Source organism: Phocaeicola sp. RTP21198st1_B8_RTP21198_201120 (assembly GCF_040929485.1).
GTDB classification, from domain to species: Bacteria; Bacteroidota; Bacteroidia; order Bacteroidales; family Bacteroidaceae; genus Phocaeicola; species Phocaeicola dorei.
Window position 1 is genome coordinate 41,999 of record NZ_JBCOCI010000009.1, and the last position, 15,618, is coordinate 57,616.

16 protein-coding genes are annotated in these 15,618 nt (G+C 41.6%); 11 read left to right on the forward strand and 5 right to left on the reverse strand.

Translation table 11 applies throughout. The annotated features are described in order from the left end of the window. The first annotated feature begins 64 nt into the window (after positions 1-64). Positions 65-385 (forward strand): helix-turn-helix domain-containing protein, encoded by a 321-nt coding sequence (locus tag AB5935_RS06565; protein ID WP_005868815.1) that lies wholly within the window; start codon positions 65-67, stop codon positions 383-385. Further along, the gene (locus tag AB5935_RS06570) at positions 375-1,901 is read left to right on the forward strand and encodes a type II toxin-antitoxin system HipA family toxin (protein ID WP_005868817.1); all 1,527 of its coding nucleotides are present in this window, start codon (positions 375-377) and stop codon (positions 1,899-1,901) included. The genes AB5935_RS06565 and AB5935_RS06570 overlap by 11 nt, the downstream gene beginning before the upstream one ends. Before the next feature lie 415 nt (positions 1,902-2,316). Here AB5935_RS06570 and AB5935_RS06575 read toward each other — a convergent pair whose 3' ends face one another. From AB5935_RS06575 to AB5935_RS06595, 5 genes are all read right to left on the reverse strand, one after another. Next, entirely contained in the window at positions 2,317-2,826 is a 510-nt protein-coding gene (locus AB5935_RS06575) for a hypothetical protein (RefSeq protein WP_007569216.1), read from the reverse strand. Positions 2,827-3,093: 267 nt separating this feature from the next. Further along, a complete protein-coding gene (locus tag AB5935_RS06580; protein ID WP_005868821.1) occupies positions 3,094-3,531 on the reverse strand; it encodes a hypothetical protein in 438 nt (145 codons plus the stop codon). Between the two features lie 43 nt (positions 3,532-3,574). Continuing rightward, a complete protein-coding gene (locus AB5935_RS06585; RefSeq protein WP_005868823.1) occupies positions 3,575-3,823 on the reverse strand; it encodes a hypothetical protein in 249 nt (82 codons plus the stop codon). A gap of 13 nt (positions 3,824-3,836) precedes the next feature. Next, complete coding sequence (locus AB5935_RS06590) at positions 3,837-4,073, reverse strand: hypothetical protein (RefSeq protein WP_005868824.1); 237 nt, start codon at positions 4,071-4,073, stop codon at positions 3,837-3,839. A gap of 73 nt (positions 4,074-4,146) precedes the next feature. Further along, positions 4,147-4,458: a DUF2958 domain-containing protein gene (locus AB5935_RS06595; RefSeq protein WP_005868826.1), complete on the reverse strand. Its 312-nt coding sequence runs from the start codon at positions 4,456-4,458 to the stop codon at positions 4,147-4,149. Between the two features lie 566 nt (positions 4,459-5,024). Here AB5935_RS06595 and AB5935_RS06600 point away from each other — a divergent pair. From AB5935_RS06600 to AB5935_RS06640, 9 genes are all read left to right on the forward strand, one after another. Then, a complete protein-coding gene (locus AB5935_RS06600) occupies positions 5,025-6,245 on the forward strand; it encodes a tyrosine-type recombinase/integrase (protein ID WP_005868829.1) in 1,221 nt (406 codons plus the stop codon). 870 nt (positions 6,246-7,115) lie between these two features. Next, entirely contained in the window at positions 7,116-7,694 is a 579-nt protein-coding gene (locus AB5935_RS06605; RefSeq protein WP_005868833.1) for a UpxY family transcription antiterminator, read from the forward strand. Between the two features lie 74 nt (positions 7,695-7,768). Further along, positions 7,769-8,890 (forward strand): MraY family glycosyltransferase, encoded by a 1,122-nt coding sequence (locus AB5935_RS06610; RefSeq protein WP_005868835.1) that lies wholly within the window; start codon positions 7,769-7,771, stop codon positions 8,888-8,890. Positions 8,891-8,902: 12 nt separating this feature from the next. Beyond that, positions 8,903-9,694, forward strand: coding sequence for a polysaccharide biosynthesis/export family protein (locus AB5935_RS06615; protein ID WP_005868837.1), 792 nt, complete (start codon positions 8,903-8,905; stop codon positions 9,692-9,694). Positions 9,695-9,710: 16 nt separating this feature from the next. After that, positions 9,711-12,101, forward strand: coding sequence for a GumC family protein (locus AB5935_RS06620; RefSeq protein ID WP_368327371.1), 2,391 nt, complete (start codon positions 9,711-9,713; stop codon positions 12,099-12,101). A gap of 87 nt (positions 12,102-12,188) precedes the next feature. Beyond that, the gene (locus AB5935_RS06625) at positions 12,189-12,905 is read left to right on the forward strand and encodes a tyrosine-protein phosphatase (protein WP_005868841.1); all 717 of its coding nucleotides are present in this window, start codon (positions 12,189-12,191) and stop codon (positions 12,903-12,905) included. A gap of 238 nt (positions 12,906-13,143) precedes the next feature. Then, positions 13,144-14,121 (forward strand): SDR family oxidoreductase, encoded by a 978-nt coding sequence (locus tag AB5935_RS06630; RefSeq protein ID WP_005868843.1) that lies wholly within the window; start codon positions 13,144-13,146, stop codon positions 14,119-14,121. Between the two features lie 22 nt (positions 14,122-14,143). Further along, a complete protein-coding gene (locus AB5935_RS06635) occupies positions 14,144-15,412 on the forward strand; it encodes a nucleotide sugar dehydrogenase (protein ID WP_005868845.1) in 1,269 nt (422 codons plus the stop codon). Continuing rightward, the coding region (locus AB5935_RS06640) for an acyltransferase family protein (RefSeq protein WP_368327372.1) at positions 15,399-15,618 on the forward strand (220 nt) is incomplete at its 3' end. The genes AB5935_RS06635 and AB5935_RS06640, both read left to right, overlap by 14 nt.

A 15,618-nucleotide genomic window follows, 5' to 3' on the forward strand; every position in this document is an offset into this window, starting at 1 on the left:
GTAAATATATTAATTGTTATATATCATATTTTGATTTAACAATTAATATATTTACCTTTGTAAAATGACAACGAATCACATCACCCAAGCCATGGCCAATCCGGAAATCATAGTGGAACTGGGCAGACGATTTAAGGAATACAGGCTAACCTATAGGCTCACCCAAAAAGAGGCTGCCGAGAAAGCCGGTGTCAGCCTTATCACCTTACGCCAGTTTGAGAACGGGAAGGCCTATAACATCAATATGGGCAACTTTCTTGCCCTGTTACGAGTAGTGGACTGTCTGGAACAGATGGATGATCTGATGCCGGAAATACCTGTTTCAGCCTATACAATGGAACGAATAATGAATAAAAAGCCGAAAAGGATAAGACATGGAAAATAATGTTGTGAGTGTTATGTTATGGGGAGAAGAAGTCGGAAAGCTCTATTGGGACGAAAGAAACAAAAGAGCCGTCTTCAACTATCATCCGGATTTCATCAAGAAAGGAGTGGAAATCGCCCCACTGACCGCTTCTGTCAAAGGACCGGCGGCAAAGGGTATGCCCATACTCGGAAACAAAGAAAAGACTTATCAAGGTCTCCCACCGTTTTTGGCAGATTCATTGCCTGATCGGTGGGGTAACATGGTCTTCGACCAATGGGCGGCACAAAACCATATCCCCAAGCGCAAACTCACACCGGTAGATAAACTGTCTTTCATCGGGAAACGGGGAATGGGAGCCTTTGAGTTCATCCCGGCCACTCCTGGATTGGAATCCTCTTCCACTCTCCAGATAGAGAGTTTATACCAACTGGCACGCCGTATCTTTGAGGAACGGGAGGAAATATCCGTGCAAGATGACGAAGCACTGCAACTGCAAAGTATCTATGAGATAGGTACATCAGCCGGAGGGCAGCACCCGAAAGCCATCATCGCCATCAATGAAACGACACATGATATACGTTCCGGCCAAGTCCCTTTACCGGAGGGCTATACCTACTACATATTGAAGTTTGCAGAAGGGGACGATTTTCCGTTCACGCAAATGGAAATGGTATATTATGAGATGGCAAAGGAAGCCGGGATTACGATGATGCCTTCCCGACTCATTCAAATTGAGGGAAAACATCACTTCCTGACGGAGCGTTACGATAGGATAAACGGAGAGAAGATACATACACAGACACTTGCTGCCATGAATCCGGATGCAACGAGCTATGAGGATTTGTTTGAAGTCTGCCGAAAACTGAACATCCCGGCAAGCGAACAGTCCGAACTCTACCGTAGGACGGTATTCAATATCATGGGCGGCAATGTGGATGACCACATCAAGAATTTCTCTTTCCTGATGGAAAGAAACGGCACATGGCACATCACCCCAGCCTACGACATGACATTCACCACCAATTTGGACGGTGCGGCATACGAAAACGCACACTCCATGAGCATTGCAGGAAAAGATAACGACATCACGGAAGATGACCTGATGCAATTTGCCAAACAGAACGGAATAAAGAATGCGAAAAGGATAATCGAAGAAGTCAGCCTTGCCATCAGCCATTTTTACGATTATGCCACCAATCATCAAATCGATGACTATTGGAAAGACCGCATCGAAGAGCATCTTTCCGGTTTGGTATCTCCGATCATAGGGAAAACCATGAAACACTACCTGCCCACCATTGTCGAACCCTACGAGACAGAGGATGGCTTTTTGGTATCAGAAATCAACATCATCGAAAACACCCGGCATGATTTCCGTATCGAGGCCTTCATAAACGGAAAGCGACAGAAATACATTGCCGGGCGTAAAAGCGATTTGGCTGCTGAAGTCATTGCCAAAGGCAGAAACAAGATGCCCGTTGAGAACAAGAAAGAACTTGTGGAACGGTTGTTACTGCCTTTAGCTAGAAGATAAAAACAGACGAATAGCGACACTATTACATTAATAAAAAGTCTGTTCTTGTTCGGCAAGCAACTGCATACGATCCAAATCCGGACATTGCCAACGAACAAGAGGAGGCTTTCATGAAGGCTATGCGAAATGATGACTTTTCAATACCATTCTGGAACTGAAGATGAGAGGATATCAGCCATCGGAGAACACACTGAAAAGCCTCCAGCCGGATATATCCTCCACCACCTTCATCGCTGCTGTCAAAATCTTCCAAATGGAAGGGGTACTAAAAAGCCTTCAGGACATAAAGTCTGCGCAAAGCCCGATTACAAGCGGTAATAAACGTAACATGGAGCAAACAAATTTACTATTCAATTTTCAGTTTTTTTCTATTTCTATACTACTGTACGCCATAAAATAACGAAGAAACTTATTCCTATATCAATTCATAATCAATAACATACAATTCACCAAGAATATTAGGGAATGCTACAGTATCATATATCACCTGCCCTACTCCATTAAAATTACCCGGAGATATTACAGATGCTACAACACCATGATAAGCTGTGGGAGAAAAAGAAAGATCTGCTAATCCATTTATCCCAATAACATTTTTCTGTACACCAGCATTATTAACATTACAAAAAATTGCATAATGAATAGTTTGATGTAAATTTACAGCAGCATTAGGAAGATGCACAAAATATAATATATCTCCATTATTACATTTAGCTAAATCATGATAGGTATTTATTTTTTGTATCATACTTTCTAAAGAAGCTCCAAAAGGATTAACTGAAATTCTTTTTCCTGTTGCCTGTTCTATAATTCCTCTAACTAAATTAGCACACCCTCCACCATTTGTAGGTAAATTAACATTCAAATTCTGAGTATTAGTAATAAATTGTGTAATCAATTGTCTATCATTTATACTTATAGCCATATATTATAACTCATGTTCTCCTACTCTCTCAAAGGCTTTTCGGAACCTGCCTATAAAAACTGTCTCTGTAAGCTTACCCCACAAATCTACCCTATAATCCCCAAACCGCTATCATCCCTTTTCTGAATGCCATGGAATTTTTTCCGAATACATAAGTTAGAAGATGAAAAAAGATTGTATTCAAAGTTTTTGGTTCTTTTTTGAAAAAAGAACCGCTGGCCAAAAATCCAACGGTTACTTTACTTTCGGAAAAATATGCAATGAAGTTTATAGGCCGAATGAGGAACGCAGCTTCTTCATGGCATTCTCCACATCAAAGAAAGACACATCCATAAGATCTTCTCCCCATGCTTCCGGAAAGTCAAGAATGGAACGTCCGTTATTAAGAACCGCATCACGGATGGCTTTCATCACATTCTGCCGAGTCGGTTCCAGCTTGAAGAAAAGGCAATGCCTGACTGCCATTGTAAGGGTATCATCATCTATAAAGAAACGGATGGTGACGGTCATGTGTACCTGCGTCCGTTTCTCCAGTTTCTTCTTTTTAGTTTCCAGTTTGGCCAACCGGGAAACATAGAATGAAGGGATATGTTTCCCGGATTCAACGCAAGTCTTCATCGCTTCATGTATTTCAGCGATGCCGTCACGTATATCCGTCAAGTCGGTGCAGTTGGATGCAACCGTATAAGCCGATAACTTTTTCATCTCAAAAGCCGTTTTTATATGGCAAAAGCCCTGTTTGTGAAACTTATAATATATGAATCTCCTTATCACCTACCTTCTCGTCCGATACGACCAATACCTCGTACTTCATCCTCTTGTAATTATAGACTACGGCAAGCGTATTAAAGCCACCGTTATCATACCGCCTGTCATAAACGGTATGTACATACTCATACATCGCATTCCCCATCATGAACTTTACGGAAACATCCGTAAAGTAAAATGCCACCGCATAAGCCAGCGTTTTCTTTTTATCAACCTTTTTTGTTTTCATAACCATTTGTCCTTTATTGTTTTCTGATAAAATATTCAATGGCCGAATGAACCAATATATAATGTGTGGGTGTCTGCCTGCACTGTTCCGCATAAGGATTATAGAACTGGAGAGCCAGCGCATGGTATAATTCCGGCAATTCCCGCTTGATTCTCGCCGTAAGCAGCCGATAGGAGCATTTTCTACCGTACTTCATCAGCTCACGCCATTTGTCCTGTGTTATTTCCGTGCAATTCGTCTCGTAAACCATAACTTCCGTTTTTAAGTTCAATATTCCGGTTGGAAAGCGGAAAGGGGTTGTTCCCTCTCCGTTTATTCTCTAATCAATTCAGGCAAGCTTTTACCGTTATACCGGTTTTCAGTCCTTTATCCAGCTGCACGGTCAACCCACGAACATTCACCTCTTGAATTTGAGAAAGAAGCACATAACCCCATTCCCATTCTTGAATATGGCAATAACCGAAAAAAAGCCAGTCACCGTCTTCCTGCTGTTCGGCTTCCGTTACCAACCATACCACCGAAGAAAAAGGAAGGAAAAACCTTGCGATGACTTCCGCATTAAGCCCCTGCCCCTCTTTTGAGTACAAAGGGTTGGCTTCAAACACATTCTTTAGTTGTTCCGTCACTGTAATCATATGTCACATTTTTAAAGGGTTAAACTTCTAATTTTATGCTTCAGCTAGATTTAAAGACCTTTTTTTAAAACCCCTTTCCGGGATGACCTTTTCTTTCTGCCGACTTTTTTTTTGAGCTTTCATGCCCCATCTGAGTTTATAAGCCTTTTTTTTACGGCACACAACAAGAAGGAAGGAGGGATTGAGAAAAGTTTTGGACGACAAAAAATGTTGGGGACAGCGAAGCCGTCCGGCGTTATTTTTTTCGGTACAAAGGGCGAAGACCGGAACTCTTTCGTATCCATCCACCGAAATAAATTTGCCGTTCAAAAACAAAGGCTCTCAGACGGGGCTATGAAAAAACGTACATTAGGGGAGGCAGAAAACAAGGAAAAGGGCAGTACGGAAATAAAAGAAGAATAAAATCCAACATTATTCACATTGATATATAATAGCCAAGTATTTCGCCATATCAATATAAATCCAACTATAATCAAAATCAAACAGTTATCTAATTTATTGGTTATTAAACATATAATACGCCAAAACATTTATTTTGGAGAATATAATATTAATTAAACAAAAAAATGGCATCATTAAAAATAAAGTATCGACATTCCTCTATAGAAGGAAAAGCGGGAACATTGTTCTATCAAGTAATTCATAATCGTGTAGCAAGGCAGATAAATTCAGGATACAAGATTTATCCTGACGAGTGGGATATTTTCAATTCCCAAATAATCATACCAGCAAAGACAGGAGAAAACCGGCATCGGTATTTGGTTTCTTTAAAAAAATGTATTGAGGAAGACACCTCACGTCTAAAAGATATTATGATAAGATTTGAGAATCTTGGATACAAATATACGGCAGACGAAATCATTGAATATTATTCCGCTCCTCCTGTGAACGAGTACTTTGTGTCATTTTGTGAGAATCTCATTGAAGAATTGAGACAAATAGGTAAAATACGCACCACAGAAACTTATACCACTACGCTCAATAGCTTCAAGCGATTCATGAATTTCAGAAAGAAAGGCAGAGACATCCCTTTCGACAATATAGACTCCAACCTGATGATGGAATATGAACAATATCTAAAATCTAATGACATTTGTCCGAACAGTACTTCCTATTACATGAGAAACCTCAGAGCCATGTATAATCGTGCCGTAGAAAAAGAATTGGTTATACAGCGATATCCGTTTAAACATGTATATACGGGCATAGATAAAACTGTAAAACGGGCAGTTCCGGCCAAAATTATCCGACAGATACGCGATATGGATTTAAGTCACGACTCCTCTTTGGAATATGCAAGAGACCTATTTATGTTCAGTTTTTATACCCGAGGGATGTCATTTATAGACATGGCTTATCTAAAGAAAAGTAATTTGCAAAACGGTTTTTTATCATATCGCAGAAAAAAGACCAACCAACAGCTAGTAATCAAATGGGAAAAGCCCATGCAAGAAATCATAGATAAATACGATACCATAGGTTCTTCTTATCTATTGCCGATCATTCTCGACGCAAAAACGGATGAACGGAAACAATACAAGAATGCAGCCCAGCTGGTGAATTCAAAACTAAAGAAATTGGGAAAACAAATCGGCCTTCCTATTCCGCTGACGAGTTATGTGGCACGTCACGCCTGGGCTTCTATCGCCAGAAGCAAAAACATTCCGTTGGCTACCATCAGCGAAGCTATGGGACATGATTCAGAAAGCACTACACGGATTTATCTTGCATCGTTAGACACCTCCGTAGTGGATAAAGCGAACAGTATTATTTTAAATACACTTTAATTCACATTATAAAACAGTTTACGCCATAGGTTTCAGCATACGTGCCCAATCGGCCCGCTGTTATTCTATGGCAATTATTATTTTTATTTATCTGACAAAAAATAAGTTGGAATTATGTTATACAAATTGAAGTTTTCTTTCTGAGAGAAAGATTTGTAAATGCAAAAGTACAAAAGATAACACAAAAAACACTAAAAATCAGAAGAAAAATATTAGTCATACCATAAAAAATAAGAGGTATGATTAGAAAAAACTGATTATTTGTTGAGCAAATTGATTATACCAATCTTATAAATATTTGATATACATCAAAATACCAATCACCCCATTTCTCTCAGAAAGAGAAACACCGAAAATAGGAGAAATTTCCTATACGAATGCCATAGGAATATAATGAACAAGTATATACCCTATACTTTCAGTTGTATGACAAGATGGATTCAGAAAGGAAAAAGCCCCGTGAAAGTACAAAATTCTTGCTTGAAAAAGATTGAATAAATGACGGTTTTCTCCATAAGAGAAATGTTTTGAATATGCAAAAATACATAAATTATTGAACATAATAGCATAAAACAAAGAAAAACCTTAATAGCCACCTCGTTAAATGTCGTGGTTACATAACAAATGTTGAGTAAACTAGATTGTATTTACAGCGAATAATCCCTGTAAATCAATTATATATGTTAAATATTTATGTCCTCTATTTCTCTTATGGAGAAAAATAGGAATGCGGCAAGATAAAAGACGGCATGAATGGTTGATATGACAGCCAAAAAAGACATAAATTACTATAATACAGACCAATACATAAGTTGGGATGAACTATGGGTATATCTTGACCTGCCGTAATAACTAAAAAACACACGACGAATGAGTACTCCCATAACCACAAGGGAAGATCTAACTAGAATCCAATGGTTCGCCATGAGCGCTTATAAAAACGAGAAAAAGGCGGAAGAGATGCTCAAAGGCAAGGATGGTCTAGAGTATTTCATACCGAAACACTATGCCGTAAGGGTCTATCACGGAGTGAAATCCAAAAGGCTTGTACCAGTCATCCCGAATCTCGTCTTCGTGCATGCTTCCCGAAAACAGATCACGGATTTCAAAAAAAAATATAATTTCTTACAATTCATGATGTGGGAGAAAAGCACGGGACTGAAATATATCGTGGTGCCGGATAAGCAAATGGAGAGCTTTATCAAGATTGCCTCGCAGTATGAAGAAAACACTATTTATTATAAACCGGAAGAGATTGACATACGGAAAGGTACCCACATATGTATTTACGGTGGCAAGTTCAATGGAGTAAAGGGCGTATTCATGCGGGTGAAAGGAAAACGTCGCCGCCGGGTGGTTGTGATGCTTGAAGGGATTATGGGTATATCGGTAGAAGTTCATCCCGATTTGATTGAAGTCATCAATGATTCCGATTGTGACAAATTTTGAGAGATGACACAAAAAGGAGATGATGAAGTTCCCCTTCCTCGTGGCCTTACACAAATAAAATAATATTTGAATATATGTATTTTTGGATTGTAAATTGTTCACTGGCATTTTTGCTTTGTGTTCTCTGTGCGGGTATCGTCATTCCCCAGATTCTGCTAATCGCTTTCCGTAAGAAATTGTTCGACTTTCCCGATGAGCGGAAGGTACATCATTGTGCGGTGCCCCGATTGGGTGGTATCGCATTCAAGCCGGTAGTGTTTTTCACCATAGCCCTGTTGCTAGGAATCAATATGGTGCTGGGACATTCGGAGATATTGTCCGAAATCGGGAACGACGTGTGCTCTTTGGCTTTTGCTTTCTGCTCCATCATGGTACTATATCTGGTTGGCATGGCCGATGACCTGATCGGTATCCGTTATCGTGCCAAGTTTGTCATCCAGATTCTGTGCGGCGTGATGCTTATTGCCGGTGGGGTATATATCAACAACCTATACGGTGTTCTGGGCATCCATGCGGTGCCGTTATGGTTAGGATATCCCCTGACCATCCTGATCGTGGTCTTCATCATCAATGCCATCAACCTGATTGACGGCATTGACGGGCTGGCTTCCGGGCTATGCAGTATCGCCTGCCTATTTTATGGACTGACTTTCTTTATGCTCCATCAGTATGTTTATGCCATGCTGGCGTTTGCCACATTGGGAGTGTTGGTACCATTCTTCTATTACAATGTTTTCGGGAACGCCAAACACGGAAGGAAGATCTTCATGGGCGACACAGGCAGTTTGACCATCGGCATGATGCTCTGTTTCCTCAGTCTCAAACTGACCATGTGCGGACTAGACGATAATACAGGAAATGTACATCCGATGGTGCTGGCCTTCTCACCCTTGCTGGTTCCATGCTGTGACGTGGTCAGGGTTTACCTGCATCGGGTACGCAACGGAAAGAACCCGTTCCTGCCGGACAAGAACCATATCCACCATAAGCTGCTTGCTCTCGGAATAAAGCAGCGCAATACCATGATCATCATTGTTTCCGTGTCAACTATATTCATACTGCTCAATATTCTTCTGTCCCTTTATCTCAATGTGAACTGGATCGTTTTGGGTGATATATTGATATGGACTCTCGCCAACATCAGGCTGACAAAATCTATCGCACAACTTCAATCGGAACAGAAAACCAACAAATAAAAATCAATAAATATGAAAATCAGATACATTTTATCCTTATTAACCGTGGCCTTTCTATTGGGATCATGTGCCACACCGAAAGTCGCTTATTTCACGGACCTGAAACGGGGTACCGCAGAGCAAGTCTTGAACCCGCTGGAAATCCGGATACGTCCAGAAGACAAGATTTCCATACAGGTCAACAGCAAAGACCCCTTATTAATGAACCTTTTCAACCTTCCGATCATATCCCGACAGATTGGTACGACATCAGGTACATCCAATAGTCAGGGAATATCAGGATATACAATAAATAAGGATGGGGATATTGATTTTCCTGTGCTGGGACATATCCATGTGGCAGGAATGACACGCGCGGAGATCGCCTCGTATATAAAAGAGGAATTGGTTTCAAAGAATCTCGTGAAAGACCCCGTTGTTACAGTGGAGTTTATGAACCTGACCGTTTCAGTGTTGGGCGAGGTTGCCACCCCCGGACGTTTCAATATCGAAAAGGACAAGCTGACACTTTTGGAGGCCTTAAGCATGGCCGGGGACCTTACCGTCTATGGGAAACGGGAAAACGTGCTGGTACAACGGGAGGAAAACGGGAAAAAAACCCTGTATCAGGTCAACCTGAATTCGGGATATGACCTTTATGCCTCTCCTGTGTATTATTTGCAGCAGAACGATATCGTTTATGTGGAACCCAACTCAATGAAAGCACGGCAGGCGACCGTCAACGGCAATAACGTCCGCTCAGCCTCTTTCTGGATGTCATTGGCCTCGTTGCTGACGACCATTACCGTGTTGATTGTAAAATAATATAGAATCAGATATGATGACCGTAAATCAAAAGAATATAAAACCGGGGCAGCAGGATGATTTCCTGCGAATACAGGACCTGTTATACCTGTACCTCGCAAGATGGAAGTGGTTCGTCTTGTCTTTAGCGGTAACGATCGGTGCCGCTACTGCCTATCTGTTACGCACTCCTGCCGTATATACACGTACCGCTTCGGTATTGATCAAAGAGGATTCCAAAGGCAAGTCGGTCTCCTCGGATTTGGAATCCTTCTCGGAGTTCGGGCTGTTTCAATCCGGTACAAATGTGAATAACGAACTCATCACCTTTCGATCACCGTCTTTAATGACCGAAGTGGTTAAACGGTTGCGTCTGGATATGAATTACTTCGTTCGGGGAAAATTCCACCGTCAGGTAGCCTATGGACTGACATTACCGGTGGATGTAACGATAAATGACTTGCCTGAGAATGAATCAGCCGGTTTTACGTTGGAAATACAGCCGGACGGTACGTTATACCTATCCGACTTTATACGTAACGGGACAGATCTTGAAGAAAAGGACGTAAAGGGAAGCTTGCTCGACTCCATCACTACGCCATTGGGAAAAATCATTATCCATACAACACCCAATTACGTGAAAGGCGAGGCATATACATTATATGTAGGCAAATCCAGTCTGTATAACGCCGTCAACTCCTGCTCGTCCAATCTGTCCGTTTCATTGAACAGCGAGAAAGCGTCAGTCATAGACTTGTCATTCAAGGATAACTCCACACAGCGGGCAGAAGATGTATTGAGCATGTTGATTTCCGTTTATAACGAGAATTGGGTGAAGGACAAAAACCAGATCGCTGTCAGCACCTCAATGTTCATCAACGAGCGTCTGGGCGTAATCGAACGGGAACTGGGAAATGTGGACGAGGATATCTCCTCTTACAAGTCAGAACATCTGTTGCCCGACGTGCAGGCGGCATCGAGTATGTATATGGCTCAAAGCAGTGCGGCCAACGCGCAGATCCTGTCCCTGAACAACCAGCTTTATATGACCCGTTACATCCGGAACTATTTAGCCAACGATGCCAACCGTACCCAACTGCTTCCGGCCAACTCCGGCATTGAAAGCGCCAATATTGAATCGCAGATTGCCGAATACAACAAGCAACTGTTGCAGCGCAACAGTCTGGTTGCGAACAGCAGCACGGAAAATCCGCTGGTCGTGGATATGGATCAGGCTCTGGCATCCATGCGTGGGGCGATAATCAGATCTATCGACAATCAGATAGTGACCTTGAATTCGCAGATAAAAAGTTTGCGGCAGACGGAGCAACAGACGACATCACGTATAGCGGCCAACCCAACACAGGCCAAGTACCTGCTTTCGGTGGAGCGCCAACAGAAGGTAAAGGAAGCTCTTTACCTATTCCTGTTGCAAAAGCGTGAAGAGAACGAACTCTCACAGGCGTTCACGGCTTATAATACCCGCATTGTTACCCCGCCACACGGCAGCATGTTGCCGACATCCCCTGTGCATAAAAATATCTTTATGGTCGCATTCGCTCTGGGGCTGCTCATTCCGATAGTCATTATCTTCATGCGCGAGAATATGAATACCCGTGTACGGGGAAGGAAAGACCTGGAAAACCTGACTATACCGTTCATCGGTGAAATTCCGCTGTTCACAAGAAAGAAAAAAGGGATATTAGGAAAGAAACCGCAGGAAGTCAAGGCCGTTATCGTCAAGGAGGGCAACCGTGACATCATCAACGAGGCATTCCGCGTATTGCGTACCAACCTGGAATTTATGACCGGCAAGGACAAGACTTCGAATGTCATCATCATGACCTCATTCAATCCGGGCAGCGGCAAATCGTTTCTGACCATGAACATCGCCGTGAGCCTTGCCATCAAAGGAAAAAAAGTGCTGGTAATCGACGGAGACCTGCGCCACGCCTCTGTATCATCCTATATCGACTCTCCTGACAAGGGATTGAGCGACTATCTGGGAGGTCGTATCGATAATCTGGATGAGATCATCGTACCCGATCCGAAACATAAATCTATGGATATACTACCCGTGGGAACGATTCCTCCTAACCCAACGGAATTATTGTTCGACGAGCGGTTAAAGCAGACAATCGATACTGTAAGGGAGCAATATGACTATGTGCTGATCGACTGTCCGCCCGTTGAACTGGTGGCCGACACGCAAATTATTGAGAAACTGGCCGACCGTACCGTTTTCGTAGTTCGTGCAGGATTACTTGAACGGAGTATGCTTGCTGAATTGGAGAAAATCTACGAGGAGAAAAAATACAAGAACATGTCCCTGATCTTGAACGGGACCGAGGGAAGTGGCGGTCGCTATGGATACCGTTATGGCTATCGATATGGTTATCACTACGGTTACGGCTCAGGATACCACTAAGGTTCCGACGGAAAACAGGGTGGGGATAAATGGATGATTATTAATTAAAAAAAATAAAATGTTTTATATAAAAATACTCGTATCATTGTGTGGCCATTCAGGAAACGTATATCGCTGAAAGATAGCGGTATATTCAAGAATTTTACCGACTGTCACTCGCACATTCTGCCGGGTGTGGACGACGGTGTGCAGACGATGGAAGAAGCATTGGAAATACTGCGCCTGTATGAAGAGTTGGGCATAAAATCCGTATGGCTTACACCGCATATCATGGAAGATATGCCCAACACCACACTGCACCTCCGGGAGCGTTACGCTGAACTTCAAGCCACCTATAGCGGTCCGATAAAACTGCATCTGGCCTCAGAGAACATGCTTGACAACCTCTTCGAGGAACGGTTGGAAAAGAACGATCTGCTGCCCTTGGGTGAAAGCGGTGACCATCTACTGGTGGAAACCTCCTACTTTAACCCTCCGATGGGATTGAACAACATTCTGCTCCGCATCAAGGCTAAAGGCTATTATCCCATTCTTGCCCATCCGGAACGGTATGTTTATATGGGTGAGTCGGATTATCAACAATTAAAAGACATGGGAGTGAAGTTTCAGTTCAATCTTCCGTCAATAGCGGGTATGTATGGCAACCGGATTAAGAAAAAAGCCATGCTGCTATTAAAAGAAAAGGCTATTACTCATATAGGAACGGACATTCACAATTACAATATATTTCAAAAGTTCATTTGTACGAGTATTACAAAAAATATACAAAACTGTTTAATTGATAGTCAGACTGTTATAGTTTAAATAGATTATAATTATCGGTTATTAAGACCTGTAGATTCTGTTTAACTTTTTCTCTCTAGGTGGATTTGCATAAAATACATACAAAAAAATCCAACAGGCTGGAATTCAATGGAAATTGTAACAATCGACTTGGAGCAGATACACACAATCTCTCTTTTATCCAAACCAGTCTTAAAATAAATCATTACACCCCTATCAAGCAATAGGCTTGCAACTTCAACATAAAACAACAATCCATATGTCATTAACAAAAGTTTTAGTTACTGGTGGAGCGGGATTCATCGGCTCCAATTTATGTGAGTATTTATTGGCTCACGACTATGATGTAATCTGTTTGGATAATTTTTCCACAGGTAAACCTGAAAACATTTTTCCATTTCTACAACGATATCCGAATAAGTTTAAACTTATCGTAGGAGATATACGGAATCTGAACGATTGTAAGAAAGCTGTAGAAAATGTAGATTACGTTATGCATGAAGGAGCATTAGGCTCAGTTCCACGTTCTATCAAAGATCCTATAACTACAAATGAAACTAATATATCGGGATTCTTAAATATGCTGACAGCCGCTCGCGATGCCAATGTAAAGCGTTTTATATATGCAGCAAGTTCTTCTACATATGGAGACAGTCAGTCTCTTCCCAAAGTAGAAGATGTGATTGGTAAACCGCTTTCGCCTTATGCCATAACAAAGTATGTAAACGAGCTTTACGCCGATGTGTTTGCCAAAACCTATGGAATGGAATGTATCGGCTTACGATATTTCAATGTTTTCGGTCGTCGTCAAGATCCATTCGGGGCATATGCTGCGGTGATTCCTTTGTTCGTTAAGAAATTCATGGCTCATGAGAGTCCTGTCATTAACGGAGATGGTGAATATAGCCGCGATTTTACTTATATAGACAATGTGATTCAAATGAACATGCTGGCTATGACCACGACAAATCCGAATGCAACCAACCAAGTATACAATACTGCTTTCGGAGAACGCACCACATTAAACCAGTTGGTCGGTTACTTGAAAGAATTTTTGAGTGAATTTGACCCCGAAATTGCCAACGTGAAAATAATTCATGGTCCCAACCGCTTGGGGGATATTCCCCATTCCTTGGCATGTATTGATAAAGCAAAATCCCTTTTAGGTTACAATCCTCAATACAGTATGCGTGACGGTTTGAAAGAGGCTGTCAAATGGTATTGGAAGAATATTTAAAGTAATAATAACAGATGAAATTATGAATGAAACTAAAATTTGCGTAATTGGTCTTGGTTACGTAGGGCTCCCTTTGGCTCGTCTTTTCTCGACAAAGTATAAAACGATAGGTTTTGACATGAACCAAGCTCGTGTGACTGCTTTGATGGCAGGTCATGATGCGACACTCGAAGTGTCAGATGAACTACTCCAATCTGCCCTTGCCAATGGTTTTAAGTGTACTGCCAATATAGAGGAAATCCGTGATTACAATTTTTATGTAGTTGCCGTTCCCACTCCGGTAGACAAAAACAACAATCCGGATTTGACTCCGCTTTACGGTGCCAGCACAACTGTTGGTAAGGTAATCTCCAAAGGGGATATTGTGGTGTATGAATCTACTGTTTATCCAGGTGTTACAGAAGACGAATGTATCCCGGTTGTGGAAAAAGTGTCCGGATTGAAATTTAATGAAGATTTCTTTGCTGGCTATAGCCCTGAACGTATAAATCCGGGAGATAAACTTCATACAGTAGAAAAAATCAAAAAGGTTACTTCCGGTTCTACGCCTGAAATAGGTAAGAAAGTAAATGAGGTATATGCTTCTGTAATTACCGCCGGTACACATCTCGCTCCTACGATGAAAGTAGCGGAAGCAGCCAAAGTAATAGAAAACTCACAGCGTGATATCAATATCGCATTTGTGAATGAGCTATCCAAGATATTTACTAAAATGGGCATTGATACACAGGATGTACTGGAAGCAGCTTCTACCAAATGGAATTTCCTGCCATTTAAGCCTGGGCTGGTTGGAGGCCATTGCATTGGAGTTGATCCGTATTATTTGGCTCAATGTGCACAACGTCACGGTTATAATCCTGAGATAATCTTAGCCGGTCGCCGAATGAACGACGGTATGGGGGAATATGTGGCCAACCAAGTTGCGAAATTGATGCTGAAGAAAGGAATACAGGTGCTCAACTCTCATATCCTCATATTAGGGTTTACTTTTAAAGAAAACTGTCCTGATGTGCGGAACACAAAGGTTATAGATATTTACAATGCTTTGCGAGAGTATAACGTACATATCACCGTATATGATCCTTGGGCCAATCCTGATATAGTTATGCGAGAATATGGAATCTCGGTAACGAACCAACATCCTTTGGATAAGAAATTCGATGCGGCAATTATAGCTGTAGCACACGAACAGTTTATAGGCTTTGATGTAAAAACGTTACTAAATGCTCAACACGTCATATTCGATGTTAAAGCTATCTTTGAAAAAAACGTTGTAGATGGTAGACTCTAATCGGATTGTCTCCTTTGACATATTGAAAGGGGGAGGAATTTTATTGGTCATCCTTGGTCATATACAAATCCCTTACATGTTGAAAACCGTTATTTACAGTTTTCACATGCCCCTTTTCTTTTTTGTGTCAGGCTGTTTCTTTCGTCCAATCAGTTTGAGAGAGTTTTTTGCAAAAAAGACCAGACAATTACTGATTCCTTGGGCCT

Excerpts from the sequence above, each read along its gene's own strand:
- AB5935_RS06565 (WP_005868815.1), top strand. The coding sequence starts at position 65 with ATGACAACGAATCACATCACCCAAGCCATGGCCAATCCGGAAATCATA.
- AB5935_RS06570 (WP_005868817.1), top strand. The coding sequence starts at position 375 with ATGGAAAATAATGTTGTGAGTGTTATGTTATGGGGAGAAGAAGTCGGA.
- AB5935_RS06575 (WP_007569216.1), bottom strand. The coding sequence starts at position 2,826 with ATGGCTATAAGTATAAATGATAGACAATTGATTACACAATTTATTACT.
- AB5935_RS06580 (WP_005868821.1), bottom strand. The coding sequence starts at position 3,531 with ATGAAAAAGTTATCGGCTTATACGGTTGCATCCAACTGCACCGACTTG.
- AB5935_RS06585 (WP_005868823.1), bottom strand. The coding sequence starts at position 3,823 with ATGAAAACAAAAAAGGTTGATAAAAAGAAAACGCTGGCTTATGCGGTG.
- AB5935_RS06590 (WP_005868824.1), bottom strand. The coding sequence starts at position 4,073 with ATGGTTTACGAGACGAATTGCACGGAAATAACACAGGACAAATGGCGT.
- AB5935_RS06595 (WP_005868826.1), bottom strand. The coding sequence starts at position 4,458 with ATGATTACAGTGACGGAACAACTAAAGAATGTGTTTGAAGCCAACCCT.
- AB5935_RS06600 (WP_005868829.1), top strand. The coding sequence starts at position 5,025 with ATGGCATCATTAAAAATAAAGTATCGACATTCCTCTATAGAAGGAAAA.
- AB5935_RS06605 (WP_005868833.1), top strand. The coding sequence starts at position 7,116 with ATGAGTACTCCCATAACCACAAGGGAAGATCTAACTAGAATCCAATGG.
- AB5935_RS06610 (WP_005868835.1), top strand. The coding sequence starts at position 7,769 with ATGTATTTTTGGATTGTAAATTGTTCACTGGCATTTTTGCTTTGTGTT.
- AB5935_RS06615 (WP_005868837.1), top strand. The coding sequence starts at position 8,903 with ATGAAAATCAGATACATTTTATCCTTATTAACCGTGGCCTTTCTATTG.
- AB5935_RS06620 (WP_368327371.1), top strand. The coding sequence starts at position 9,711 with ATGACCGTAAATCAAAAGAATATAAAACCGGGGCAGCAGGATGATTTC.
- AB5935_RS06630 (WP_005868843.1), top strand. The coding sequence starts at position 13,144 with ATGTCATTAACAAAAGTTTTAGTTACTGGTGGAGCGGGATTCATCGGC.
- AB5935_RS06635 (WP_005868845.1), top strand. The coding sequence starts at position 14,144 with ATGAATGAAACTAAAATTTGCGTAATTGGTCTTGGTTACGTAGGGCTC.